The 25036-nt window shown below is 63.2% G+C and carries 26 protein-coding genes and 1 pseudogene; 12 read left to right on the top strand and 15 right to left on the bottom strand.

Annotated features, from left to right (window positions below; translation table 11 throughout):
- Positions 1-112 precede the first annotated feature (112 nt).
- From F6X59_RS10180 to F6X59_RS10165, 4 genes are all read right to left on the bottom strand, one after another.
- A complete protein-coding gene (locus F6X59_RS10180) occupies positions 113-445 on the bottom strand; it encodes an EF-hand domain-containing protein (RefSeq protein ID WP_152956135.1) in 333 nt (110 codons plus the stop codon).
- A gap of 242 nt (positions 446-687) precedes the next feature.
- Positions 688-1710, bottom strand: coding sequence for a histone deacetylase family protein (locus tag F6X59_RS10175; protein WP_152956134.1), 1023 nt, complete (start codon positions 1708-1710; stop codon positions 688-690).
- Positions 1710-2951, bottom strand: a complete 1242-nt coding sequence (locus F6X59_RS10170; RefSeq protein ID WP_152956133.1) for a Zn-dependent hydrolase — start codon at positions 2949-2951, stop codon at positions 1710-1712. Before F6X59_RS10170 ends, F6X59_RS10175 begins: the two co-directional genes overlap by 1 nt.
- Before the next feature lie 30 nt (positions 2952-2981).
- Positions 2982-4286, bottom strand: coding sequence for an MFS transporter (locus F6X59_RS10165; protein WP_152956132.1), 1305 nt, complete (start codon positions 4284-4286; stop codon positions 2982-2984).
- 156 nt (positions 4287-4442) lie between these two features.
- Between F6X59_RS10165 and F6X59_RS10160 the strand changes: the two genes are divergently transcribed.
- Entirely contained in the window at positions 4443-5351 is a 909-nt protein-coding gene (locus F6X59_RS10160) for a LysR family transcriptional regulator (protein ID WP_152956131.1), read from the top strand.
- Here the strand turns inward: F6X59_RS10160 and F6X59_RS10155 are convergent.
- Positions 5348-5629: a type II toxin-antitoxin system RelE/ParE family toxin gene (locus tag F6X59_RS10155; RefSeq protein WP_152956130.1), complete on the bottom strand. Its 282-nt coding sequence runs from the start codon at positions 5627-5629 to the stop codon at positions 5348-5350. The genes F6X59_RS10160 and F6X59_RS10155 overlap by 4 nt on opposite strands.
- Positions 5619-5864: a type II toxin-antitoxin system Phd/YefM family antitoxin gene (locus F6X59_RS10150; RefSeq protein WP_152956129.1), complete on the bottom strand. Its 246-nt coding sequence runs from the start codon at positions 5862-5864 to the stop codon at positions 5619-5621. Before F6X59_RS10150 ends, F6X59_RS10155 begins: the two co-directional genes overlap by 11 nt.
- A 410-nt stretch (positions 5865-6274) precedes the next feature.
- Between F6X59_RS10150 and F6X59_RS10145 the strand changes: the two genes are divergently transcribed.
- Together F6X59_RS10145 and F6X59_RS10140 are read left to right on the top strand one after the other, a co-directional pair.
- Positions 6275-6817, top strand: a complete 543-nt coding sequence (locus tag F6X59_RS10145) for a WYL domain-containing protein (protein WP_346654444.1) — start codon at positions 6275-6277, stop codon at positions 6815-6817.
- A 227-nt stretch (positions 6818-7044) separates the two neighbouring features.
- Positions 7045-8496: pseudogene (locus F6X59_RS10140) on the top strand (catalase).
- Here F6X59_RS10140 and F6X59_RS10135 read toward each other — a convergent pair.
- On the bottom strand, positions 8465-9511 hold the full coding sequence (locus F6X59_RS10135; protein ID WP_152956127.1) for an AraC family transcriptional regulator: 1047 nt from the start codon (positions 9509-9511) through the stop codon (positions 8465-8467). The pseudogene F6X59_RS10140 and the gene F6X59_RS10135 overlap by 32 nt on opposite strands.
- A 168-nt stretch (positions 9512-9679) precedes the next feature.
- On the opposite strand from F6X59_RS10135, the gene F6X59_RS10130 reads away from it, so the two are divergent.
- From F6X59_RS10130 to F6X59_RS10120, 3 genes are read left to right on the top strand one after another with little or no spacing between them, the layout of a single operon-like run.
- On the top strand, positions 9680-10864 hold the full coding sequence (locus F6X59_RS10130) for an acetyl-CoA C-acyltransferase family protein (protein ID WP_152956126.1): 1185 nt from the start codon (positions 9680-9682) through the stop codon (positions 10862-10864).
- A gap of 12 nt (positions 10865-10876) precedes the next feature.
- Positions 10877-11725, top strand: coding sequence for a 3-hydroxybutyryl-CoA dehydrogenase (locus F6X59_RS10125; protein ID WP_152956125.1), 849 nt, complete (start codon positions 10877-10879; stop codon positions 11723-11725).
- A 12-nt stretch (positions 11726-11737) separates the two neighbouring features.
- Positions 11738-12319 carry a TetR/AcrR family transcriptional regulator gene (locus F6X59_RS10120; protein ID WP_152956124.1) on the top strand — a complete coding sequence of 194 codons (582 nt, stop codon included), beginning with the start codon at positions 11738-11740 and terminating at the stop codon, positions 12317-12319.
- A gap of 48 nt (positions 12320-12367) precedes the next feature.
- Here F6X59_RS10120 and F6X59_RS10115 read toward each other — a convergent pair whose 3' ends face one another.
- Genes F6X59_RS10115 through F6X59_RS10095 form a run of 5 tightly spaced genes read right to left on the bottom strand, consistent with a single transcriptional unit; the run spans position 12368 to position 18867 of the window.
- Complete coding sequence (locus F6X59_RS10115; RefSeq protein WP_023629509.1) at positions 12368-12745, bottom strand: response regulator; 378 nt, start codon at positions 12743-12745, stop codon at positions 12368-12370.
- Between the two features lie 44 nt (positions 12746-12789).
- The gene (locus F6X59_RS10110; RefSeq protein WP_152956123.1) at positions 12790-14016 is read right to left on the bottom strand and encodes a hybrid sensor histidine kinase/response regulator; all 1227 of its coding nucleotides are present in this window, start codon (positions 14014-14016) and stop codon (positions 12790-12792) included.
- The gene (locus F6X59_RS10105) at positions 14010-14585 is read right to left on the bottom strand and encodes a chemotaxis protein CheB (RefSeq protein ID WP_152956122.1); all 576 of its coding nucleotides are present in this window, start codon (positions 14583-14585) and stop codon (positions 14010-14012) included. Before F6X59_RS10105 ends, F6X59_RS10110 begins: the two co-directional genes overlap by 7 nt.
- Positions 14582-15403 (bottom strand): protein-glutamate O-methyltransferase CheR, encoded by an 822-nt coding sequence (locus F6X59_RS10100; protein WP_152956121.1) that lies wholly within the window; start codon positions 15401-15403, stop codon positions 14582-14584. Before F6X59_RS10100 ends, F6X59_RS10105 begins: the two co-directional genes overlap by 4 nt.
- Positions 15400-18867 carry a response regulator gene (locus F6X59_RS10095; RefSeq protein ID WP_152956120.1) on the bottom strand — a complete coding sequence of 1156 codons (3468 nt, stop codon included), beginning with the start codon at positions 18865-18867 and terminating at the stop codon, positions 15400-15402. The genes F6X59_RS10100 and F6X59_RS10095 overlap by 4 nt, the downstream gene beginning before the upstream one ends.
- A gap of 253 nt (positions 18868-19120) precedes the next feature.
- Here F6X59_RS10095 and F6X59_RS10090 point away from each other — a divergent pair, with 253 nt between their 5' ends.
- Positions 19121-19471, top strand: a complete 351-nt coding sequence (locus F6X59_RS10090; RefSeq protein ID WP_152956119.1) for a response regulator — start codon at positions 19121-19123, stop codon at positions 19469-19471.
- A gap of 16 nt (positions 19472-19487) precedes the next feature.
- Here the strand turns inward: F6X59_RS10090 and cobF are convergent, their stop codons facing one another.
- Both cobF and F6X59_RS10080 read right to left on the bottom strand, forming a co-directional pair.
- Positions 19488-20237, bottom strand: coding sequence for a precorrin-6A synthase (deacetylating) (gene cobF, locus F6X59_RS10085; RefSeq protein WP_152956118.1), 750 nt, complete (start codon positions 20235-20237; stop codon positions 19488-19490).
- 21 nt (positions 20238-20258) lie between these two features.
- Positions 20259-21548, bottom strand: coding sequence for an OprD family porin (locus F6X59_RS10080; RefSeq protein ID WP_152956117.1), 1290 nt, complete (start codon positions 21546-21548; stop codon positions 20259-20261).
- Positions 21549-21906: 358 nt separating this feature from the next.
- On the opposite strand from F6X59_RS10080, the gene F6X59_RS10075 reads away from it, so the two are divergent.
- The 3 genes from F6X59_RS10075 (at position 21907) to F6X59_RS10065 (ending at position 23361) form a co-directional block, all read left to right on the top strand.
- Positions 21907-22266, top strand: coding sequence for a histone-like nucleoid-structuring protein, MvaT/MvaU family (locus tag F6X59_RS10075; protein ID WP_346654557.1), 360 nt, complete (start codon positions 21907-21909; stop codon positions 22264-22266).
- Between the two features lie 228 nt (positions 22267-22494).
- Positions 22495-23022, top strand: a complete 528-nt coding sequence (gloA, locus tag F6X59_RS10070; RefSeq protein ID WP_152956116.1) for a lactoylglutathione lyase — start codon at positions 22495-22497, stop codon at positions 23020-23022.
- A gap of 96 nt (positions 23023-23118) precedes the next feature.
- Positions 23119-23361, top strand: a complete 243-nt coding sequence (locus tag F6X59_RS10065) for a hypothetical protein (protein ID WP_054883229.1) — start codon at positions 23119-23121, stop codon at positions 23359-23361.
- A gap of 9 nt (positions 23362-23370) precedes the next feature.
- Here F6X59_RS10065 and F6X59_RS10060 read toward each other — a convergent pair whose 3' ends face one another.
- Entirely contained in the window at positions 23371-24204 is an 834-nt protein-coding gene (locus F6X59_RS10060) for a shikimate 5-dehydrogenase (RefSeq protein ID WP_152956115.1), read from the bottom strand.
- Between the two features lie 161 nt (positions 24205-24365).
- On the opposite strand from F6X59_RS10060, the gene F6X59_RS10055 reads away from it, so the two are divergent.
- Together F6X59_RS10055 and F6X59_RS10050 are read left to right on the top strand one after the other, a co-directional pair.
- On the top strand, positions 24366-24707 hold the full coding sequence (locus F6X59_RS10055; protein ID WP_152956114.1) for a hypothetical protein: 342 nt from the start codon (positions 24366-24368) through the stop codon (positions 24705-24707).
- A 94-nt stretch (positions 24708-24801) separates the two neighbouring features.
- The gene (locus F6X59_RS10050) at positions 24802-24984 is read left to right on the top strand and encodes a hypothetical protein (RefSeq protein ID WP_152956113.1); all 183 of its coding nucleotides are present in this window, start codon (positions 24802-24804) and stop codon (positions 24982-24984) included.
- Positions 24985-25036: the final 52 nt, after the last annotated feature.

The following is a 25036-nucleotide window of genomic DNA, read 5'->3' as shown; positions in this document are numbered from 1 at the left end:
TCATCAGGCCGACCTGGTGAAAATCAGGGCCTGCCTAACGGCAGGCCGTTACCGGCCCGCACACAAAAAATCTGACAGTCCCCTAACTGTCGGCCCGAAGCCTAATTAGCCTTTACTCCAACTCTACTGCAACGGGAATTTTCGCCAGTGCGGCCTTGAACTCATCGAACGAAACATAGCCATCACGATTGGTATCACTAAACGCTGAGCATTTTTTCTGCAGATACGCGAACTTCTGAGCAACTTGCTTAAGCTTATCCTCTAGCTGCCGGTGCTGCTCATCAAGGTAAGCGCGTTCAAAACGCAAGCGCTCGAGCTGCCCATTGAAATACCGTGACACCTCAGCGTAGGAAACTTTGCCGTCCAGATTTGAGTCCACTTCCGCATAATCCAGCAGGATCGGCAGGTCGAGCAAATTGGTGTTGGCGACTTTTACACTTCCCATGATAAATCTCCGAAAGAACAGTGAATTCCCTGTACTGCGACAACAGACTCACATGCTCTCGGAAGCCATACAACTGACAAAAATATCAGTTGCCTCGGGTATTTATTCTGGGATACCCGCATCGTCCTCGCCTGTCCCGATCACTTCAATAGTAAACAACCACTCGAAAGCGATGGCGTATTTGCGACAGCAGGATCACCCGCGAAGAGGCCCGCAGCACCGCTGCTGCCGGCACCCTGCACTTATCGCCAGTCCGACTTGTCCGCAAAAAACACCTGCGCATTCGCCCCTAGGCTCTCCAGGTGATACCCCCCCTCCTGGACAATCAGGCACGGCAAGCGCAACGCCCGAATCCGCTCCCCCAACGCAGCAAATCCTTCCGTCGTCACCGCCACCTTGCTCTGCGGATCCAGCTCGTAGATATCGAACCCGAGCGACAGCACCAGCACCTCGGCGCCAAAGTCCTTCAGCGCATCCAGGGCAATCTCAAGCTGCCCCATGAAGTCCGCCTCGTTGGCGCCATGGGCCATCGGCAGATTGAGGTTGTACCCCTCCCCGGCACCACTGCCGCGCTCGTCCTCGAACCCGGCCACCCCAGGGTAGAAGTTGGTCGGGTCACCATGGGTCGACACGTACAGCACATCATTGCGCTCGTAGAAAATCTCCTGAATCCCCTGCCCGTGGTGCATGTCGGTATCGAGAATCGCCACCCGGCTGTAACGGCTGCGCAGGGCCTGGGCCGCCACGGCAGCATTATTGATGTAGCAGAACCCACCGGCCGCATCGAACCGCGCATGGTGCCCCGGTGGCCGGCACAGCGCATAGGCAGCTGGCTCACCATCGAGAATGGCCTGGGCCCCGGCCACTGCACTCTGCGCCGACCAGTAGGCCGAGCGCCAGGTGTGCTCGCCCACCGGGCAGCTGCCGTCAGCCAGGTAGCGCCCGGCCTGGGCGAGGATGCCACGCAAGGCATTGGGCTCACGGACGAAGATGTTCGACATCACCTCGTCGCCCCAGTCTTCGGGCACTTCCTTCCAGCGCGCATGGGCCTCCTCCAGGAACGCCAGGTAGGCCTCGCCATGCACGGCCTTGAGCGGCGCCAGGCCGGCATCGTCGGGCTGGCGGATGTCGAAGCCCAGGTCCTTGGCAGCCAGCAGCAGGCGCTGGGCACGTTCGGGGACTTCCTGCGGGGTGCGCATGGCGCCGCGCGAGTAGTAGCTGCGCGGGTGGTGCAGCAGCTGTTCGGGGTGGAAGTAGCAACGCATCAGGCGTCTCCTTGTTCGGCTTGGCCGGCGCGGGCCAGCACGGCGTTGAGCAGTACGTCGACGCCCTGGCGGGCATCCTCGGGCAGCACGTCTTCGGCTTCGTTATGGCTCAGGCCGCCGACGCAGGGGATAAACACCATGGCCGTCGGGCAGTAGCGGGCCAGCAGGATGGCGTCGTGGCCAGCGCCGCTGACAATGGACTGCTGGGCATAGCCGAGGCCGTCTACCGCTTGCTGCACGGCAGCTACACAGTCGGCATCGAACGGCGTGGCCGGGCTGACCCAGTGGCGCTCGATGCGCACCTGCAGGCCGCGCTGGTTGGCGATGGCCTGCAGCTTCAGGGTCAGGTCGCGCTCCATGGCTTCGATGGCTTCGTCGCGATGGTGGCGTAGATCGACGGTGAAGCGCAGCACCCCAGGAATGGTGTTGCGCGAGGATTTAGCGATCGACAGTTCGCCAACGGTGGTCAGGCCTTGCGGGGCGAAGTCGGCGGCCAGTTGTTCGACCGCCTGGATCATCCGCGCGGCGCCATACAGGGCGTCCTTGCGCAGCGGCATCGGCGTGGTGCCGGCGTGGGCAGCCATGCCCTCGACGGTCACATCCAGCCAACGGATGGCCTGACCACCGCTGACCACGCCGATGGCCTTGGCGTTGTCTTCGAGGATCGGGCCTTGCTCGATGTGGGCCTCGAAATAGGCATCGACCTTGCCACCCAATGGGCGCTGACCTGCGTAGCCGGTGCGCTGCAACTCATCGGCAACACTGATGCCTTGCGCATCACGGATGGCCAGGGCCTGCTCCAGCGCAAGGCTGCCGGTGAACACCGCCGAACCGAACATGGCCGGGGTGAAGCGAGCACCCTCCTCGTTGGTCCACACGGCGATTTCCAGCGGCTTGCCGGTCTGAATGTTCAGCTCGTTGAGGCGGCGCACCACCTCAAGGCCGGCCAGCACGCCATAGACGCCATCGAAGCGGCCGCCTTCGGGCTGAGTATCGAGGTGGCTACCCATCATCACCGGGGCCGCGTGCGGATCGCTGCCGGCGCGGCGGGCGAACAGGTTGCCGATGGCATCTACGCTAAGCGTCAGGCCGGCCTCGCGACACCAGTGGCTGAACAGTGCGCGGCCAGCCTTGTCCTCGTCGCTCAGGGCCAGGCGGCAGCTGCCGCCGCGGGCGGTGGCGCCGATTTCGGCCATGGCCATCAGGCTCGCCCACAGGCGCTCGCCATTGCTTTTCAACATGTGCGGGTACTCCAGAGTCAGGTAGATCGATCAGGCCAGTTCCAGGCGCTGGCTACGGGCGTACTGGCGCGCCAGGGCGAGCACGCAGGTCAGCGAAATAGTGGCGATCAGGGTGTAGAACACCGCCATCGGCCACCATTGGCCGGTGAAGCTGTGGGCCAGCCAGGTGCCGATCAGCGGCGTCAGGCCGCCCGCGATGGCACCGCACACCTGGTAGGCCAAGGAAATCGCGGTGTAACGCACGCGGGTTTCGAACATGCCGCTGACGTAGCCGGCGATCACCGCGTAGAACGAAGCCATGCAGGCCGCCGCCAGGGCGATGCCGAGCACGATCAGCGGGCCTTGGCCGGAGCTGACCAGCACGAACATCGGGTACGGCGAAGCCATTGCCAGTAGCGCGACCAAAGCCAGGAAGCGGGTGGCGCCGAGCTTTTCCGATAACCAGGCGGCCAGCGGCTGTACGCAGAACTGGATGACCGCCACGAAAAACAGGCATTCGAGGATCAGCGAGCGCTCAAGGTGCAGTTGCTGGGTGGTGTAGCTGATCATGAAGGTGTTGGTGAAATAGACCCCGGCAATGCCCAGGGTGTTGGCGCCGATGCACAGCAGCAGCGGGCGCCAGGCGGTGCGCAGCACTTCCAGTACCGGCGCCTGCTCCTTGCGCTGAGCCCTCGCCGCCTGCTCGCGGCTGGCGATGAACTCGGGCGACTCGTTGACCCCCAGGCGAATCGCCAGGCCCACCAGCAGCAACAGCGCGCTGGCCAGGAACGGCACGCGCCAGCCCCAGCTCATCAGGTCTTCCTCGGGCAAGCGAGTCACCGCACCAAAGGCCAGCAGTGACAGGATCAGGCCCGCCGGGCTGCCCAGCTGGGCGAACGAGGCGAAGAAATTGCGCCGGCCCCTGGGCGCATGTTCACCGGCCATCAGCACCGCGCCGCCCCACTCGCCACCCACGGCGATGCCCTGGACCACCCGCAGGATGATCAGCAGCACCGGTGCGGCGGCGCCGATCTGCGCGTAGGTCGGCAACAGGCCGATGCACACGGTGACGATGCCCATCATCAACAGGGTGATGACCAGCGACTTCTTGCGCCCGATGCGGTCGCCTACATGGCCAAAGACGATGCCACCCAGCGGCCGGGCGAAAAAGCCCACGGCGAAGGTGCCGAACGCGGCCATGGTGCTGAACAGGCTGTCGTCGGAGGGGAAGAACAACGCGCCGAACACCAAGGCGGCGGCGGTGGCGTAGATGTAGAAGTCGTACCACTCGATCATGGTGCCGATGAACGCGGCGGCGGCAGCGCGGCGCGGCTGGGGCGAAGCGGTGGGCTTCATGGGGGGCTCCTTTGCTTGTTTTTCTGGCAGGAGTTGACGGGGGTCACGGTGGCGCTCTGGTGGCGCTCTGACTGCGATTTATCGTCCCGGGGCTATGATTAGTCAATTTTCTATTTATTATTCGCACTATTAGCCCTGCTTATCATCGAGCCTGCCATGTCCGACCGCCTGCTCAACGACCGCCTCGACTGGAACCTGCTGCGCACCTTCCGGGTGATCGGCCAGGAGTTGTCCATCAGCCGCGCCGCTGCGCGCCTGCACCTGACCCAACCGGCCGTGAGCCAGGCACTCAAGCGCCTGGAAGAACAGCTCGGCCGCCAACTGATCGCCCGCCGCGGGCCACGCTTCGTGCTCACCGACATGGGCGAGCAGCTGTTTCAGTTGGCTGGCGAGGTGTATGGGCAAATGTCCCAGATCGGCGGCCTGCTGGAGCAACCGGCGGATGAACTGGTGGGCAAGGTACGCTTGCTGATGATCAGCCGCATCGTCAGCGAGCGCTTTGATGACTTCCTGGCGGACTTCCACCACCAGCACCCGCGGGTGGACCTGGAAATCGACGTGATGCGCAGCTCGGACATCGTCGCCGCCTTGCAGGAAAAGACCGCCACGGCGGGCCTGAGCCTCAATCGCCGGCCGCAGCCACGCCTGGAGCAACGGCTGTTCCTGCGCCAGCGTTATGCGTTTTTCTGCGGCAAGCACCACGCCCTGTTCGGCCAGGCCGAGGGCGATCTGCAGCGGGAGAATTTCGTCAGTTTCACCAGCGACCAGATTGGCGGCATGCTGTCGCCGCTGACCATCTTCCGCGACCAGCAGGGGTTTTCCGGGCGGATCGTGGCGTCATCGCCGAGCTTGGAAGAGGTACGCCGGCTGGTGATTGCCGGGTTCGGCATCGGCTGCCTGCCCGAGCATGTGGTGGCGCCGGATGTGGCGGCGGGGTTGCTGTGGAAGCTGCCGCCGCAGGAAGGGATTGCCGATGTGGATATTCACCTGTTGTGGAACAGGGAACAGCGGTTGAGTCGCGCGGAAGAGGTGTTTATCGAGGCGTTGCAGCAGAGCTTGGCCTAACGCTTTTGAGCCGCGCGATAGACTTCTCCACGTTCACGCTGGCCAACCGAAACCACCACTACGACGATTCGCTCATCCTCGACTCGATAGACCAGGCGATACCCTGAAGCCTTGAGCTTGAGCTTGTAGTGGTTCGGCATGTCGCGCAGTGCATCGGCCTGGACCCTGGGTGACTGCAGGCGTTCGCCAAGCTTCTTCTTGATCTGCTCGCGCACGGTGTGGCCAATCTTGCCCCACTCTTTCAGCGCGGACGGCAGGAATTCGAGCTTATAGGTCATCCAGAGATACCGGTACGCCCTTTTCACCCAGCCTCGATTTGGCCAGCTCGCTCAGCTCAAGATCTTCCAGGCGCTCCATCATGGCTTCGTACAATTCGGCCGGCACCATGTAACCCATCACTCGGTTGTGATTGAGCACAGCGACGGGCATGCCCGCTGCGCCGGTCATCACGGCCGACGGGTTCTTTTTCAGCTCCGACACGCTTACGGTCACGTTTGCAAAGATGTTCTGCATGTTTTTCACCCTCTATAGAGGACCATATTTTGGTCCATATATAGGATACAAACAACCCGCGACTGCTCAAGCGCATCGCCAGCAAGCCGGCAATGCGCCGCAAAGCCGCCCGGCTATGCTTTCGCACTGCCCGAGGCGCTACGGGCGTTGAAAGATGGCAGCCTCGGCGGTAAATGGGTTATTCGCCTGGATTGAGTTGTTTTTTTGGGGGCCTGGCTTGAGTTCATAGGCGCTGAAGATGCTGCGGCTGGCATCTGCCAGCCTTGACACGGTCCTCTCCTACACTACCCCACAACAACCGTCGATCCCGCGAAACTTGGATCCCATCTGCTGAAGGAGTATGCTATCGCAATAGCCATATGCCATCACTCAGGTACCCCCCGTACCCGGCCTTCAAGGATGAAGCTCTCGTGCCCAGCCACCCGACCCGCCACACCATCGCCCGACAATGGCAGTTGCTGAAGTTGCTGCCCGATCGCCATCCCGGGATGAGCTCCACCCAGTTGCAGGCCGCATTGGCCAAGGCCGGCCACCAGACCAGCAAGCGTACTGTCGAGCGTGACCTCAACGAGCTGGCAACACTGTTCCCATTGCACTGCAACAGCAAGGGCATGCCGTACGGCTGGTACTGGCAGCCGGGCCTGAGCCTGGATGCGGCCCAGCAGTTGCAGCCAGATGTACTCACCCCCTCGCAACAGATCGAACTGCAGGCCTGGGTCGACGATGGTCTCGCCCGCCGCCTGGTAGACCAGCCGCTGTCCGAGGACATGCGCCTGGCCCCTCACGACAACGGCGGCGCGATGCTCGCGGCCACGGTTGAGGACAGCCGTGCGCTGATGGGCTGGCTGCTATCCCAAGCCGGCTCGATCCGGGTCAAGGCTCCAGAAACTCTGCGCATGTCGATGATCGAACAGCTGCGCCAGAGCCTGGCCCTGAACGACGACGGTTATTGAAGGGCTCGACCCAGGTCACCCTCAACCAGTGACCATCCACTGAGTAAGAGCAGTGAATTGTCATACAGCATGAGCCGAACAGCCTTACTGTGAGGTGCTTGCAGCATGACTAGCATCGGCACTCCCTTGATCAAGCGAGTGCCACTGCCATGCATCTGACCCGCCCCAACTGCCCTGCATTGACACTGCTGTGCGCAACCGTTCTTGCCAGCCCTGCGCTGCTGGCCATGCCCCTGACCCGCGACAACGGCGCAGCCGTCGGCGACAACCAGCACTCCCAGACCGCCGGGGACACTGGCCCGACCCTGCTGCAAGATGTACAGCTGATCCAGAAGCTTCAACGCTTCGACCGCGAACGCATCCCCGAACGCGTTGTGCACGCCCGCGGCGCTGGCGCCCATGGCGAGTTCACCGCGTCCGAAGACCTGTCCGCACTCACCTCGGCGCCGCTGTTCACCCCCGGCGAAAAAACCCCGGCTTTCGTGCGCTTCTCGTCGGTCGTGCATGGCCTGCACTCGCCAGAAACCTTGCGCGACCCGCGAGGCTTCGCCACCCGCTTCTACACCACTACCGGCAACTGGGACCTGGTCGGCAACAACTTCCCCACGTTCTTCATCCGCGACGCCATCAAGTTCCCGGACATGGTCCACGCCTTCAAGCCCGACCCTCGCAACAACCTGGGCAACGATGCCCGGCGCTTCGACCTGTTCTCGCACATGCCGGAGGCCACGCGCACCCTGACCCTGCTGTACTCCAACGAAGGCACGCCCAAAAGCTATCGGCACATGGATGGCAACAGCGTGCACGCCTACAAGTTCGTTAATGCCAAAGGTGAACCTACCTACGTGAAGTTCCGCTGGAAGAGCCTGCAAGGTCAGGAAAACCTCGACCCCAAGGCTGTCGAGAAGATCCAGGGCAAAAGCTTCAGCCACATGACCTAGGACCTGGTCGGCGCTATTGCCCGTGGTGACTATCCCAAGTGGGATCTCTACATCCAGACACTGCGCCCTGAACAGCTGGCAGATTTCGACTTCGACCCGCTGGACGCCACCAAAGTCTGGCCAGATGTGCCCGAGCGTCGGGTCGGGCAGATGGTACTCAAGCGCAATGTCGGCAACTTCTTCCAGGAAACCGAGCAGGTCGCCCTGGCACCGTCCAACCTGATCAAGGGTATCGAGCCCTCCGAAGACCGCTTGCTGCAGGGTCGGTTGTTCTCCTATGCCGACACCCAGATGTACCGGGTCGGCGCCAACGCTGGCAGCCTGCCGATCAACCAGCCGCGGTCAGCCGTCAACAATGGCAACCAGGACGGCGCACTCAACCCCAACCGCACCCGCGACATGGTCAACTACCAGCCCAGCCGCCTGCAGCCGCGCAGCACCACCGATTCGGCACGCTACAGTCAACTTGCCTTGAGCGGCACGACCCAGCAACAGGGCATCACCCGCGAGCAGAACTTCAAGCAGGCCGGTGACCTTTACCGCGCTTACTCGAAAAGCGAGCAGCGCGACCTGGTCAACAGCTTTGGCCAGTCGCTGGCCGTTGCCGATGAGCAGAGCAAGCACATCATCCTGTCGTACCTGTACAAAGCCGATGCCGAGTATGGGGCACGGGTGACAAAAATCGCAGAAGGTGACCTGGCGCGGGTCAAGGCGCTGGCGGCCGACCTGCAGGATTGAGGTTGGCGAGCCCGGCCAGCCGCGCCCGATAGCTGCCCGGGCTCTGCCCCGTCCATTTCTTGAACGCCCGGTGAAACGCGCTGGGCTCCTGAAAGCCAGCCTGTTCGGCAATCTCGGCAATACTCAGCGTGCCTTCGCGCAATCGCTCGAAGGCCATCGCCCGGCGCACTTCATCCTTGATCTGCTGGTAGGAGCGCCCTTCGCGCTCCAGCTGGCGGCGGAAGGTGCTGGCGCTGATCCCCTGCTGCTTAGCCATGGCCGCCAGGGTCGGCCATTGCCCATAGCGGCGTGCGCGCAAATGGCGATAGACCTCGGCAACCAGGCCATTCTGATTGCGAAAGCGGATCACCAGGCCCTGGGGCGCGCTGCGCAGGAAGGTCTTCAGCCCCGCCAGGTCCTGCACCACCGGCAAGCGCAACCAGGCACTGTCGAACTCGACTTCGGTACGCCCGCTGCCCAGGCGCAGGTCCGGCCCCCACAGCAGCGCGTCATCGTCCTGGGCCGGGCGCGCTACAGCCAGCTCCGTGCGGTCGATGGCAATGCGCCGCCCGGCCAGCCAGCACAGCAGGCCGATCATCAGCACCAGGTAGGTTTCCTCGGCATACACCCGGGTCAGTGGGTCGGCGATCGTCGACTGCACGCTGATCACCGCCCGCCCCCCGCGCAGCGTAAGGCTGCCGCGCAGGTCGCGCAGGAACAGGGCGAAACTGCTCATGCACTGGCGCAGGGCCTTCTCCAGATTGGGTTCCTGGATCAAGCCACGGCAGATCAGGGCAAAGCTGCCCAGCGGCATGCCATGGCTGTCGAGGCGGAAGAACTCGTCGTCCAGCAACTCGATCATTTCCAGCCACAAACGGGCAAAGGCCTTGGCCGGTACCCGCGCCTGGGCCTGACCGAGCACGGCCGGGTCGATGCCCACGCCTCGCAGCCGTGCCTCCAGCACTTCGGGCTGGCCACGCAGGGCATGCAACATGGCATTGAGAAAGTACACCGCGACCGAATCGCTATCGCGCATGGCGGAATTCGCTGTCTATGCTGAGTGGCAAAAAATGCCAGGTTGACTGAACAGATCCGGCATAGGCTGCAACAGAGCCTTTGCCTAGACTCGAACCCACCTCGGGATCGCCGGCCATTCTCGCAGAGCCTGGCCCGCTCCCGCCATGCCTTCGCAATCGGAGCCTCTATGAGCAGCGCAGAAATCTACGTCGTCAGTGCCGTCCGTACCGCCATCGGTGGTTTCGGTGGTTCCCTCAAGGACCTGCCACTGGCCGACCTGGCCACCGCCGTGACCCGCGCCGCCATCGAGCGTGCCGGCGTGGCCGCCGACCAGATCGGCCATGTGGTGATGGCCACCGTCATCCCCACCGAGCCACGCGACGCCTACCTGTCGCGGGTAGCGGCGATGAACGCCGGCATCCCCAAGGAAACCCCGGCCTTCAACGTCAACCGCCTGTGCGGTTCGGGCCTGCAGGCCATCGTCTCGGCCGCCCAGTGCCTGCAGCTGGGCGATGCCGACGTGGCCCTGGCCGCCGGTGCCGAGTCCATGAGCCGCGGCCCGTACCTGTTGCCGCAGGCACGCTGGGGCGCGCGCATGGGTGACCTGCAAGGCATCGACTACACCGTCGGCGTATTGCAGGACCCGTTCGAACATTTCCACATGGGCATCACCGCAGAGAACGTTGCCGCCCAGCAGGGCATCAGCCGCGAAATGCAGGACGAACTGGCCCTGACCAGCCAGCGCCGCGCCGCCCGCGCCCAGGCCGAAGGCCGCTTCGACAGCCAGATCGTGCCGCTGGAGCTGAAAACCCGTAAAGGCACCGTGCAGTTCGCCGTCGACGAGCATGTGCGCGCCGATGTCACTGCCGAGCAGCTGGCCGGCATGAAGACCGTGTTCAAGAAGGACGGCACCGTCACTGCTGGCAACGCCAGCGGCATCAACGATGGCGCCGCCGGCCTGGTGCTGGCCACCGGCGACGCCGTGCGCCGCCTGGGCCTGAAGCCGCTGGCGCGCCTGGTGGCCTATGCCCACGCCGGTGTCGAGCCGGAACTGATGGGCCTGGGCCCGATCCCGGCGACCCGCAAGGTGCTGGAAAAGGCCGGCCTGAACGTCGCCGACCTGGACGTGATCGAGTCCAACGAAGCCTTCGCTGCCCAGGCCTGCGCCGTGGCCCGCGAGCTCGGTTTCGACCCGGAGAAGGTCAACCCGAACGGCTCGGGCATCTCCCTCGGCCACCCGGTCGGTGCCACCGGGGCAATCATCGCCACCAAGGCCATCCACGAACTGCAACGCATCCAGGGCCGCTACGCGCTGGCCACCATGTGCATCGGCGGCGGTCAGGGCATCGCCGTGGTCTTCGAGCGCGTCTGAGGGAACTGAACCATGACGATTGAACAGATTGCCGTGATCGGCGCCGGCACCATGGGCAATGGTATTGCCCAGGTGTGCGCGGTGGCCGGCTACCAGGTCCTGCTGGTGGACGTTTCCGACGCCGCGCTGGAGCGTGGCGTGGCCACCTTGCGCAAGAACCTGGAGCGCCAGGTGAGCAAGGGAACGGTCGACGCCGAGCGCGCCGAGGCCGCGAAAACCCGTATCCGCACCAGCACCGACTACGCCCAGCTGAGCAGCGCGCAGTTGGTGATCGAGGCGGCCACCGAGAACCTGCAGCTCAAGCAGCGCATCCTGCAGCAGGTGGCGGCCAACGTTGCCGCCGGCTGCCTGATCGCCACCAACACCTCGTCGCTGTCGGTGACCCAGCTGGCCGCCAGCATCGAGCACCCTGAGCGCTTCATCGGCGTGCACTTCTTCAACCCGGTGCCGATGATGGCCCTGGTCGAGATCATTCGCGGCCTGCAGACCAGCGACAGCACCTATGCCCAGGCGCTGGTGGTCACCGAGAAGCTTGGCAAGACGCCGATCACCGCCGGCAACCGCCCAGGCTTCGTGGTCAATCGCATCCTGGTGCCGATGATCAACGAAGCGATCTTCGTGCGCCAGGAAGGCCTGGCCAGTGCCGAAGACATCGACACCGGCATGCGCCTGGGCTGCAACCAACCGATCGGCCCGCTGGCCCTGGCCGACCTGATCGGCCTGGATACCCTGCTGGCGATCATGGAGGCCTTCCATGAAGGCTTCAACGACAGCAAATACCGCCCTGCCCCGCTGCTCAAGGAAATGGTCGCGGCCGGCTGGCTGGGCCGCAAGAGCGGCCGCGGCTTCTTCACCTACTGAGGAGCGTACGCCATGCCCCCGGTCAATGCCGCGATGCGCTGTGCCAACTTCGAAGAGCGACGCGACCGGGCCATGGCGCTGTTCGCCGAAAAGGGCTTTGGCCAGGTCAGCATGCGCGAGCTGGCGGCGCATGTGGGCCTGACCGCCGGCTCGCTGTATCACCATTTTCCCAGCAAGCAGGACCTGCTGTTCGACCTGATCGAGGAGCTGTACGAGGAACTGCAGGCGACCTTGGAACAAGGGCGCCGGGCCATGGCCCGTGGGGCATCGGCGATGGGTTGCCTGATTACCGCGCATTGGCAGCTGCATGCCGAGCGGCCCATGCAGTTTCGCCTGGCTGAGCGAGATTTGTGCTGCCTGAGTGAGGAACAGCAGGCGCGCCTGGGGTTGCTGCGCAAGCGCTACGAGGCGGGGTTGCTGCGGCTGATTGCGCCACGGGCGACGTTGCAGGGCGAGGCGTTGGTGGCGACGGCGCATGTCGTGGCGACCTTGCTCAACCAGTTGCCGGGGATGCTCAAGGGCTTGCCTGAGGAACAGGGGCTGGGGTTGATGGAGAGCCTGCTGGTTGGCGGGATCGAGCGGACCTTGGGTTAACCTGTGTCGGCCTGTTCGCGGGTTTACCCGCGAACAGGCCGACACAGGTTAACGCAGCAGGGCCTGGATCTGTTCGTGCAGGGTATCGAGGTCGAATGGCTTGGCCAGGATCGGCGCCTTGCGGGCGATCGGGCTGCCGGATTCAAGGATCTCCGCCGGGTAGCCGCTGATGAAGATCACCTTCAGGTCCGGTCGCAACTTTACCGCAGGTTCGGCGATCTCCACCCCGGAAATACCACCCGGCAAGCGGAAATCGGTCACCATCAGGTCCAGGTGCGGCTTGCTCGCCAGAATGGCGAAGGCCTGTTCACCGTCCTCTGCCACCAGCACGTGGTAGCCCTCACCCGCCAGGTAGTCGCGCAGGATCATCCGGATCGCCGGTTCATCCTCGACCACCAGCACCACATCTTGTGCATCTTCACTCATGACAACGCCTTGAAATTCATACAGTTGGCCATCTGACCCCAGGCTTACGCGGAGGTTGCCCGCAGCTGGTCGTTTTGTTCGGTTGCACCTGCCAGCGGCAGCAGCAAGCTGAAAGTGGCACCCTTGCCCTCCTCGCTTTGCACCTGGATGCGTCCGCCATGGGCCTGGACGATCTGCTCGGAGATATACAACCCCAGCCCCAAGCCAGCACTGGCCTGCTGGGTGGCCACGCGCTCGAACTGCTGGAAGATCCGCTGCTGGTTGGCGGCGCTGATGCCGATCCCGCCGTCCTGCACCTGTACCCAGGCCAGGCCATCCTGCTCGAACACCCGCACCTGCACCGGCTGGCCTTCGCCATAGCGCAACGCATTGGACAACAGGTTGGCCAGTACTTGCTCAATACGAAATTCGTCCCACTCGCCACACAGTGATTCGCAACGCTGCAACTCGATACAGGTATCCAGCGCCGCAGCTTGGGCCGCGAAGTTCTCTACCAGGCCACGCACCAGCAGGCTCAGGTCGAATGCCTTGGGCCGCAGCGACAGCTTGCCGGTGCGGATGCGCGACACGTCGAGCATGTCCTCGATCAGGCGGATCAGGCTGTTGATCTGGCGTTCGTCACGCTCGACCATGGCTTGCAGCTTGTCGGCGCTGAACGCACTGAGGTTGCCGCGCGTCAGGTGCATCTTGCGCAGCTGGGTTTCCAGGATCAGGCCGTTGAGCGGCGTGCGCACCTCATGGGCAACGATCGACATGAAGTCGTCGCGCATGCGCACCGCATGCTCCAGCTCACCCCGCGCCACCTGCAACTGGGCCAGCAGCAGCTCCTGCTCCTGGCGGCTGCGTTCGAGCGCCTGCAACTGCCGGTCGAGCACCTTGCGCTGGCGGTACAGGTCGACGAATACCGAAACCTTGCTCTTGACCGCCAGGGTGTCGAGGGGCTTGTGCAGGAAGTCCACCGCGCCGCTCTCGTAACCCTTGAAGGCGTAGTTCATTTCACGCCCGGCAGCGGTGACGAAAACGATCGGAATGTTGCGGGTCTTTTCCGTACCGCGCATCAGCTCGGCCAGCTCGAAGCCGTTCATGCCCGGCATCTGCACGTCGAGAATGGCCAGGGCGAACTCGTGTTCGAGCAACAGCGACAGGGCCGCTTCTGCCGACTGCGCCTGGTGCACTTCGCGGTCTTCGCCCTGGATCAGGGCGGCCAGGGCCAGCAGGTTTTCCGGCAGGTCGTCGACGATCAGCAGTTTGGCAGGGGTGTGGCTTAGCATGCGCTGGGTTCCAGGGTAGCGAGCAACTGCCCGATACCGCTCAGAGAAAGAATAAGGTCAGGCGTGTGCAGGGCCAGTGCGGCCTCCGGCATCAGTGCCACCTGTGCGTCGCGGGGGTCCTGGACCACGGTCCGGCCGCCGTTGTTCTTGATGTAGGCAAGCCCTTGGGCACCATCTTCATTGGCACCGGTAAGTAGCACGCCGAGCAACCCGGGGCCGTAGGCATCGGCCGCCGAAGTGAACAGAAAATCGATGGCCGGGCGCGAGAAATGCACCGGCTCCTCCTGGCTCAGCGACAGGCTGAAGTCGGCCTCCACCGACAGGTGGTAACCCGGCCCGGCCACGTAGATCTGCCCAGGGGCAATGGCTTGCTTGTCGCAAGCCTGGCGCACCGGCAGCTGCACGCGCCGTTGCAGCACCTCGGCCAACTGGCTGTGGCGGTCGTCTGGCAGGTGCAGCACGCACAAGACCGGAATGGCAAAACTGGCCGGCAGCGCGCCGAGCACCGTGAACAGCGCCGTGACGCCGCCTGCCGAGGCGCCGATGACCACCGCACGCACGCCGTTCATGATTTGCGGTAGATCCGTTCGGGCTTGACCAGCGGCTCGAAGCGCTCGCTGTAGGCCGAAAAGTCTACCGATTCCTTGCTGCCCAGTACCAGGAAGCCACGGTGGCACAAGGACTCGTGGAACAGCCCGAGGGCGCGGTCCTGCAGCGCCTTGTTGAAATAGATCAGCACATTGCGGCACGACACCAACTGGGTCTCGGAAAACACGCTGTCGGTGGCCAGGCTGTGGTCGGCAAAGGTCACGTTGTCACGCAGGCTGCTGTCCATGATGGCGTTGCCATAGGCGGCGGTGTAGTACTCGGCAAAGTCGCGGCGGCCACCGGCCAGGCGGTAGTTTTCTTCGTACTCGCGCATGCTCTGCATCGAGTAGATGCCCTGCTTGGCACGGTCCAGCGAGTGCGGGTTGATGTCGGTGGCGTAAATGATGGTGCGTTCGAGCAGGCCCTCCTCGCGCAGCAGGATGGCCATCGAATACACCTCTTCACCGGTGCTGCAGCCGGCAATCCACACCTTGATAGACGGCCAGGTGCGCAGCAGCGGCACCACTTCCTGGCGCAGCGCGAGGAAGTGGCTGGGGTCGCGGAACATCTCGCTGACCGGGATCGTCAGGTACTGCAGCAACTGCATGAACATGCTCGGGTCGTGCAGCACCCGCTCCTGCAGCGCCGACACCGTGAGGCAGTCGAACTGGCGCAGCGCATGGAGGATCCGGCGCTTGATCGAAGCGCCGGAATAGTTGCGAAAATCGTAGCTGTATTTGAGGTAGATCGCCTCGATCAGCAGCCGGATCTCGATGTCGGTGTTGCGCTCGCTAGTCAAATTCGCTCCAGTTGCGGCAGCCATACGCGGATCAACGAGAACAGGCGGTCCAGGTCGATCGGTTTGGCCAGGTAATCATTGGCGCCAGCCTGCAGGCAACGCTGCTGGTCGTCCTTCATCGCCTTGGCGGTGACGGCGATGATCGGCAGCTTGCGCCAGCGCGGCTGCTGGCGGATCAGCCGAGTGGCCTCGAAGCCGTCCATCTCCGGCATCATCACGTCCATCAGCACCAGGTCGATGTCATCGTGCTGCTCCAGGCGCTCGATGGCTTCGCGCCCGTTGCGGCCGATCTCGACGATGGCACCTTTGTGCTCCAGGGCGCTGGTGAGGGCAAAGATGTTGCGCACATCGTCGTCCACCAGCAGCACCTTGCGGCCCTCGAACACCTTGTCGCGGCTGCGCGCGGTCTTGAGCATGCGCTGGCGCTCATGGGACAGCTGCGATTCGACCTTGTGCAGGAACAGCGTCACTTCATCAAGCAGACGCTCCGGCGAGCGCGCGCCCTTGATGATGATCGAGCGCGAATACTTGAGCAGGTCGGCCTCTTCTTCGCGGGTGAGGTTGCGCCCGGTGTAGACGATCACTGGCGGGAACGAACGGATATCCTCGGCGGTCATGCGTTTGAGCAGCTCGTTGCCGAGCATGTCGGGCAGCTTGAGGTCGATGATCATGCAGTCGTAGATGTTCTCGCGCAACAGTGCCAGGGCGTCCTGGGCCATGGCCACCGCAGTGATTTCGACGTCCTCGTCGCCGATCAGGCGGGCGATGCTCTCGCGCTGCAGGTCGTCGTCCTCCACCAGCAGGATGTGCTTGAGCTTCTGGGTCAGCTTGGCCTCCAGGCGGGCGAAGACTTCCTTGAGCTCCTCACGGCTGGTGGGTTTGACCGCATAACCCACCGCCCCCATGTGCATGGCTGCCTCGACACGGTCCTCCACCGAGATGATGTGCACCGGGATGTGCCGGGTGGTGGCCTGCTCCTTGAGGCGCTGCAACACAGTCAGCCCGGAATGGTCGGGCAGGCGCATGTCCAGCAGGATTGCATCGGGGATGTACTGTTCGGCCAGCTCGAAGCCCTCATCGGCGCTTTGCGCCACCAGGCAGCTGTAACCCAGTTCGTGGGCCAGGTCGAAGAGAATGCGGGCGAAGTTCGGCTCGTCCTCGACTACCAGAATGCAGCGGTTGCCAAACGGTGCGCGCTCGCGGTCATCGCTGAAGGCCGGAGCCGGGCGCTTGGCCAGCGCCGGAGCGGTAATCGACGGCGCCGGCGGCAGGCTGTCAACGGCCGGGCGCAAGCTCAACGCCTCGACCTCCTCACCCTGCGACTCGTAGCGTTCCGGCATGATCAGGTTGAACACGCTGCCCTGGCCAAGGCTGCTGTCAACGCTGATCTGCCCGCCCAGCAGATGCGCCAGGTCACGCGAGATCGACAGGCCCAGGCCGGTGCCGCCGTAGCGGCGGTTACTGGTGCCGTCAACCTGATGGAAGGCGCCGAAGATCGCCTGCTGCTGGTCGGCGGCGATGCCGATGCCGCTGTCGCGCACCGCGAAGATGATGCCGCTGCCGGCCTGGTAGCCAATGTTCAGGCTGACCTGGCCACGCTCGGTGAACTTGATGGCGTTGGACAGCAGGTTCTTGAGGATCTGCTCCAGGCGCTGGCGGTCGGTGAACAAGGTGGCTGGCACCTTCGCTTCGACCGTGACCTCGAAGCCCAGGCCCTTGTGCTCGGCCAACGGCTGGAACATGCCACGCAAGCCTTCGACCAGGCGTTCGAGCTGAGTGTTTTCCGGGCGCACTTCAAGCTTGCCGGCCTCGACCTTGGCGATGTCGAGGATGTCGTTGATCAGGTTCAGCAGGTCGTTGCCAGCGGAGTAGATCGACTCGGCGAACTTGACCTGCTCGGCGCTGAGGTTGCCCTCGCCGTTCTCGGCCAGCAGCTTGGCCAGGATCAGCGAGCTGTTGAGCGGCGTGCGCAGCTCGTGGGACATGTTGGCGAGGAACTCGGACTTGTACTTGCTCGAGCGTTGCAGGTCGTCGGCACGCGCCTGCAGTTCTTCCTGGGCCTGGCTGAGTTCGTCGTTCTTGCGGTCCAGCGCCTCGGTGCGTTCGGACAGTTGCTCGTTGGTCTGCTCAAGTTCGGCCTGCTGGGTTTCCAGGTGGGCCTGGGACTCCTTGAGCACCCGGGATTGTTCTTCGAGCTCTTCGTTGGCGGTCTTCAGTTCTTCCTGCTGCACCTGCAGTTCTTCGTTGAGCTGCTGGGTCTCGGCCAATACTTCCTGCAGGCGCTGGCGATAACGGGCACTTTCGATGGAAATGCCAAGGTTGCCGGCGACCCGTTGCATCAGTTCGTCGTCACGTTCCTGCAGCGGGCGCAGGAAGCCCAGTTCGAGCACCCCGTTGATCTGGCCGTCATCGCCGGCCGGCATCAGCAGCGCACTGCGTGGCAGGCCGCTGCCCAGGCCCGAGCTCAGGTGATAGTAGTTTTCCGGGAGGTCGTCCAGGCGCATTAGGCGCCCTTCGCGCACGGCCTGGGCCAGCAGGCCGTCGTGATCACCCAGCACCTGTTGGCGAGCCTGCTCCTCGGCCGCCAGGCCATAGCTGGCCACGCGTACCAGGCGGCCATGTTCGTCGCGCACATAAAGCGCACCGACCACGCTGCCCAGATAGATGGCGAAGAAGCGCAGAATGTTGTCGCCTAGCATCGGCAGGGTCAGCTGGCCGAGCATCTGCCCGGCCAGCTGTGTCTGGCCATTGCGCAGCCAGGCCTGGTGCTCCAGGCGCTCGGCAGCGCGCTGCTGCGCCTGCAGGTTTTCGGTGTAGCTGGCCGACAGGGCCAACAGATCGCGACGGCCGAAATAGGCGAGCAAAGCGCTGAGGCCGACGATGAGCAGCACAAAGGCGGAAATGGCGGTAACGGTAACCGCACTGACCTTCTCGGTGCGCGCCAGGCGCAGCTGCTGCTCGGTGCCGATCAGGTTGTCGAACTCTTTGCGTATTTCGTCGGTGATGCGCTTGCCACGGCCATTGCCGACCGAAGCACGGTAGTCGCCACCCGTGCGCAGCTGGTTGATCATCTCGCCGCCGAATGCGTTCCAGGCATTCTGCAAGGCAATCAGCCGGTCGATACGGTCAACCTGCTGCGGGTTGTCCTCAACCATGCCGCGCAGGCTCTGCAGGCTACCGAGGATGCGTGGCTTGGCCACCTCGTAGGGGTCGAGGAAGCGTTCGTCACCAGTGATCAGATAACCGCGCATGCCGGTTTCCATGTCGATCGACAACTTGAGCGTTTCGTTGGCATTGCCGATCACCCGATCGGTGTGCTCGACCCACTGCATGGACGAAAGCAGGTAGTTGATCACCGCGACGAAGGCCACGGCGCCGAGCAGGCCCACGGCCAGGGGCAGGCCGATATTTCGGCTCAACAGCTTGCGGAAGCTTTGCTGGTCAATCGAGGCTGCTTGAATCATTTGAAAACGCCCGCGCAAAAAAGGTCCATTGAAAAGTGTGGCGGCTGAAGCCTGTTGTTATCTGCCGCTGCGCTCACCGGTTAACAAGCGAGTCTAACCCGCTTGGGCCGCTTCGGCAGGGCATTTAGCCAGTATTTGAAGGCTGCCTGTGAGATTCGTTCCATCGTTGTGCCACAGTCGGTATCCTCGGGAACTTCTGTCCCTGCCTGGCGCACAGAGTAGGGACATGCCTTTTTTTAACAGGAATACAACCATGCACCTTCTGGTAGTCGAAGACGACGACATCGTACGCATGCTGATGGTCGAAGTGCTCGACGAATTGGGCTACAGCACCCTCGAGGCAGAAAACGCCACGGCAGCGCTGAAGGTGATCGAGGATACCAGCCAGCAACTGGCCCTGTTGGTGACCGACGTGGGCCTGCCGGACATGCGCGGTGAGGCGCTGGCAGCCAAGGCCCGTGCGGCGCGGCCGTTGCTGCCAGTGCTGTTTGCCAGTGGCTATGCCGAGAGTTTCGAGGTGCCGGAGGGCATGCACATGATCGGCAAGCCGTTCAGCATCGACCAGCTGCGCGACAAGGTGGTGGAGATTCTGGGTACGCCTTGAGCGGCGGTAATGCCACTCAAAGCTCTCTGCGCAACAGATAGGTATCCATGATCCACCCCATGCGCAGCCGCTCCCGCTCGCGCACCTCAAGTATCCGTGCCTTCACGGCCTGCAAAGGCCCGGCGATCAGCACTTCATCGGCAGTGCCCAGGTAAGCGCCCCAGTAGATCACCAGCGCCGGATCCTCCAGCGCCGCAAAGGCACATTGCCCGTCGAGCATCACCACCACATTGTCCACCTGCCCCTGCTCGGCCAGGCGCCGCCCTGGCAGTACGGTCAGCGGCTCGCCAATGCGGTTGAGGGGGAACTGGTGCCGCGCCGCCAGGGCCTGCACACTGCTGATACCGGGAATCACCTGCAGGCGCAGCGCCACACCGCGTTCGCGGACCAGGGCAAGAATACGCAAGGTGCTGTCGTAGAGCCCCGGCTCACCCCAAAGCAAAAAGGCGCCGATATCCTCGGCGCCCATCTCTTCGCTGATCAACCGGGCATACAGCGCGGCACGCTGGCGATGCCAGTCGTGCACCGCGCCTGCGTAGTCATCCGCCTCGGCATCGCGCCGCGGGTCCGCCACTTGCACCAGGCGGTAGCCACCCTCGGGCCGGTAGCGCTCGAGGATCGCCTTGCGCAAGCGCAGCAGATCACCCTTGCCGGCGCCTTTGTCGAGCACGAAGAACACGCTGGCGCGACGCAGTGCCTCGATTGCTTCCATGGTGATCTGCCGCGGGTCGCCTGGGCCGATACCGATCAGCAGAACGTCTTTCATGGCACCGCCCGATATCTCGACTCAGAAGATAGAGAAGTTATAGCTGACGATGACCCGTGTCTCGTCCATGTCCCGCGCCCACTTCTCGTAGTTGCTGCGGTACGTGGAGTTGCGCAGGCGCACGCTGACATCCTTGAAGGTGCCGCTCTGCACCTGGTACTTGAGCTCGGTGTCGCGTTCCCATTCCTTGCCTTCGGCATTGCTGCCCGGGACCTTGATGTGGTCGCCGTTGATGTAGCGGGTGAAGAAGCTCAGGCCGGGCACGCCGAGGGCTTTGAAGTCGTAGTCGTAACGCAACTGCCAGGAGCGCTCCTGGGCGGCGGCGAAGTCGTTGACCTGGGCGTAGTTGACCAGGTACGGGTTGCTGCCATCGAGGTACGGCATGGCACTTTCGCCGTACATGCGCTGCCAGCCGGCGCTGATCTTGTGCCCTCCCAGGCTGTAGCCGAGCATGCCGCTGAAGGCCCGGTGGTCGATCTCGCCAGCGCGGGCATTGCCGATGTCATCGCTCTTGATCAGCCGCAGGTCTGCCGACAGGCTGCCGACGGCGAGCGGCTGGCTGGCGACCAGGCCAAGGAAATGCTGGCGGTAGATGTTTTCCAGCTTGGCGACCTGATACTGGGCACTGAACCGGTCATTGAAACGGTAGTCCAGGCCGGCCAGGTCAAAGTGGTCGGCTTCGGTATCGCAGGCATAGCGCTTGTTCTTGCAATGCACGCGAATATCCTGGCGATCGGTGGAATCACGCGCGGTGTACTTGTCCAGCCGGGCCAGTGTGAACTTCAGGTCGCGCACTTCTTCGGAGGTGAGCATCGCACCGTGGAACAGGGTCGGCAGCAGGCGACCATCGTTGTATTTCAACAGCGGTACGTCCGGCATCATCGAGCCATACTTCAGCACCGTACTGGAAACCTTGACCTTGGCCGCCAGGCCCATCTTCGCGTATTGGTCGGCGGAGTGCCGTGGGTCGTGCCCGGAAGACGGCAGCAAACCACTGTTACTGTCGGCCGGGCTGGAATCGAGCTTGATCCCTAACATGCCCAGTGCATCCACGCCAAAGCCGACCGGGCCCTGGGTATAACCCGACTGCACATTGAGAATGAAGCCTTGCGCCGACTCTTCACGTTTTGACGCACCCTGGCTGGAACTGCTGTGGCCGTCACGAAAATCCCGGTTGAAATAGACAGTGCGTGCTTCGAGCTTGGCACGCGTGTCTTCAAGAAAACCGGCGGCCTGGGCATGCGCGCCGGTACACAACAGGAACAGGCCGGCAACACGGCGCCCGGGGGCGAGAGGAAGGGGGGAAAACATGCGAGGGAACATCCACAAGAAAGGCGAAAAAACAAACCGTGGCGCACCCTGCGCCACGCTAATGCGTCGCGGCCGAACATGCGCCGACCATCATCTGAAATGATCGCCCAACCGCTCTGCTCCGGGCTATTGGACCATGGTCTAGAAGCCCTCGAAGACGGATCGCAAACCGTTTGAGTTACCGCCCGGAAAACTTGGAAAGTTCCCGTTTACTTATAAAAAGTTTGCGGTTTACCGAAGTCCGGCAAGTGTCTACACTCGATCTCAGCGAACAGTGTTACCCACCCGCGTGGCGGGCGTTTAGTCCTTGTCAATGTTCGTCACGCCCTGCCACGGAAGACGTACAGGAGTGATTACAGTGTCCAGACTTGCAGAGTTTCGTGCTGCCGAAAAAGCGCTCCAGGAACAGATGGCGCAACTGGAGGCGCTGAAAAAGGATGCCGGCCTCAAACGCGAAATCGAATTCGAGCAGAAACTAGTCGGCCTGATGAAAAGCTATGACAAAAGTCTGCGCGATATCATCGCCATCCTCGACCCGAAGGCGGTTACCCGTGGTGCTGTCAGTGCACCGAAACAGCAGCGCCGCCCGCGCGTGGTTAAAGTCTACGAAAACCCGCACACCGGCGAGCTGATCGAGACCAAAGGCGGCAACCACCGCGGCCTCAAGGCGTGGAAAGAACAGTATGGGGCCACTACCGTGGAGAGCTGGGTTCGCTGATGAAACGTCAACACCCACTTCACACTTTTTTCACAACGGCTGCAGCAGTATCGAGACAGCTAAAGGACTAGCGACCCCATCACGCGCCCGCACATGCGGGCCTCTAATTCCGGCGCCCTGCTCCCCCCGAGCAGGGCGCTTTCATTTGCGCAAACGCTTCACTGACGTATCATGGCCTCCTGTCTGTTTCGCTGGCACCTGGTTGCCAGCCCCGTCTCTGGAGTACCCATGAGCCTGCACGATCTGCAAACCCTGCCTGGCGTCACCGCACAGCCAGACGCCGCTACCGCCCAGTTCGTCTTCAACCACACCATGCTGCGGGTCAAGGACATCGAGAAGTCGCTGGACTTCTACACCCGCGTGCTGGGCTTCCGCCTGGTCGACAAGCGCGACTTCCCGGAAGCTGCCTTCAGCCTGTACTTCCTGGCGCTGGTCGACCCGGCACAGATCCCTGCCGACGACGCTGCCCGCCACCAGTGGATGAAGTCGATCCCGGGCGTGCTGGAGCTGACCCACAACCACGGCACCGAAAACGACGCGGATTTCGCCTACCACAACGGCAACACCGACCCTCGTGGCTTTGGCCACATCTGCGTCTCGGTGCCGGACGTACGTGAAGCCTGTGCGCGTTTCGAAGCCCTCGACGTGCCGTTCCAGAAGCGCCTGCAAGACGGCCGCATGAACCACCTGGCCTTCATCAAGGACCCGGACGGTTACTGGGTAGAAGTGATCCAGCCAACCGAACTGAAGGGCTGATCGCCGTCAGCTCGCGCTCGTCGGGCCGGGAACTGCCGGCCCCTTGCTGTGGTATATGAAGGTAACCGCTTCACATGCCACAGCGAGGTAAGGACGATGCAATCTCTTCACTGTGAATACCGCGACCACACCATCACCGCCAGCGTGATGCCCCACCCCGACTCCCCCCTGCCCTATGCCGCCGGTTGCCTGATCACCGACCCACAGGGGCACACCAGCAAGCGCATGTCGATGCCGATGAAGTTCTTCTCGGACCTTGAGAATGCCCAGCATGTGTCGCTGGCCCATGGCCGGGCATTGGTGGACGAGCAGTTGGACAAGGGGCACAAGGCCTTCTGACCCGAGCGGTCATTTTGTTGCAGGAGCGGCGCGCGCGTAGGCTACCGCCGCTTCAACCTGTTCGCGGCTGGGCCGTACCCCGGTGTACAGCACGAACTGCTCCAACGCTTGCAGGGCGATCACTTCGAGCCCGGTAATTACCGGCTTGCCCAGCGCCTCCGCCCGCTGAATTAACGGCGTGCGCGCCGGCATCGCCACCACGTCGAACACCCGTTCTGCTGCCGCGATGGCATTTTCGCTGAAGGCCAGTTCCTGCGCCTCCGGCCCGCCAGCCATGCCGATCGGTGTCACGTTCACCAGCATCGGCGGGCACAAGTCACCCAGCTCAGCCACCCAGCGATAACCGCAGACATCCGCCAACTGCCGCCCGGCCTGCTCGTTGCGCGCGACGATGATGCCTTCTCGGAACCCGGCGTCGCGCAAGGCACTGGCCACCGCCTTGGCCATGCCGCCACTGCCGCGCAGGGCGAACGCAGTGGCGGGATCGACCTGATGTTCTTCGAGCAGCTGCCGCACGGCCAGGTAATCGGTGTTGTAGGCCTTCAGATGCCCTGCAGTATTGACCAAGGTATTGACCGACTCGATCGCCGCCGCCGACGGGTCGATTTCGTCAACCAGCGCCATGCAGGCCTCCTTGTACGGCATCGATACGCCACAACCGCGAATGCCCAGTGCGCGAATGCCTGCGACCGCTGCCGGCAGGTCGTCGGTGCTCATGGCCTTGTAGTAGTAGTCAAGGCCGAGCTGCTGGTAGAGGTGATTATGAAAACGCACGCCGAAGGTGCCAGGCCGCCCGGCCAGGGAAATGCACAGTACGGTGTCTCTGCTGGGAGTTGTCGCCATAACCTGCTCCTTTTTCATAACTGAAACGTTTGTGCAGCGTACCAGACACAACCACTGGTCGTCCCTTACACAACCTTTACCGTTTCCCCCTGCTCGGCTGACAGAGACCGGAGTCATAGTATTAAGGCCCCAAGCGTGGGGTTACCTTGCGAGGAAGTCTCATGAACCGTCATCTCCCCGGAATCGCCCTGCTGGTCGGTGCCTTGGCCATCAGCGGGCAAGCCTCTGCCCATGGTGGCGGCGGTCATGGCTGGTATGGCCCGGGTCCGCTGCTCGGTGCCGCTGTGGTCGGTGCCGTGGTCGGAGCGACGGTATATGGCGGCCACGACCGCACCGTCTATGTGCAACAACAGCCCGTCTACTACGGGCCGCCGCCGGTGTATGTGCAGGCGCCGCCACAGCCAGTCTACTACCAGCCGTACTACGTACCGGCTCCGCCACCACCGGCGTACCGCCCGTACTACGGCCCGCCACCGGTGTATTACGGCCCGCCACGCTGGTAACTGTTGATAAAACTGATGGGCACTATTGAGCCTGTTGATTTCAAACTCTGTCGGCTGCTGCGTAAGGTAGGGCCATGTTTCACAGGAGGTCCCCATGGCCACTATTCAGATCATGTCCGTCGTCGGCACTGCCGTCCCCGTCACCCTGCGTGAACAAGGCCTGCTGGCCTGCTGGTACCTGGTAAGCAATGGCGAGGCCGTCAGCGGCCCGCTGGCTACCCGCGCCTCGGCCCAGGCCCTGGCTGAACAGCTCCAGGCCGATTGCCTGATCGCTTGACCGAATTTGTTGTGCGTTGCTCCCTACGCTCCTTGTGACCCGCCTGCTGGCG

This window comes from Pseudomonas sp. MN1F (genome assembly GCF_009391885.1).
Taxonomy (GTDB): Bacteria; Pseudomonadota; Gammaproteobacteria; order Pseudomonadales; family Pseudomonadaceae; genus Aquipseudomonas.
The sequence above is the reverse complement of the archived record's forward strand: the minus strand, read 5'-3'. Positions and strand labels throughout refer to the sequence as shown.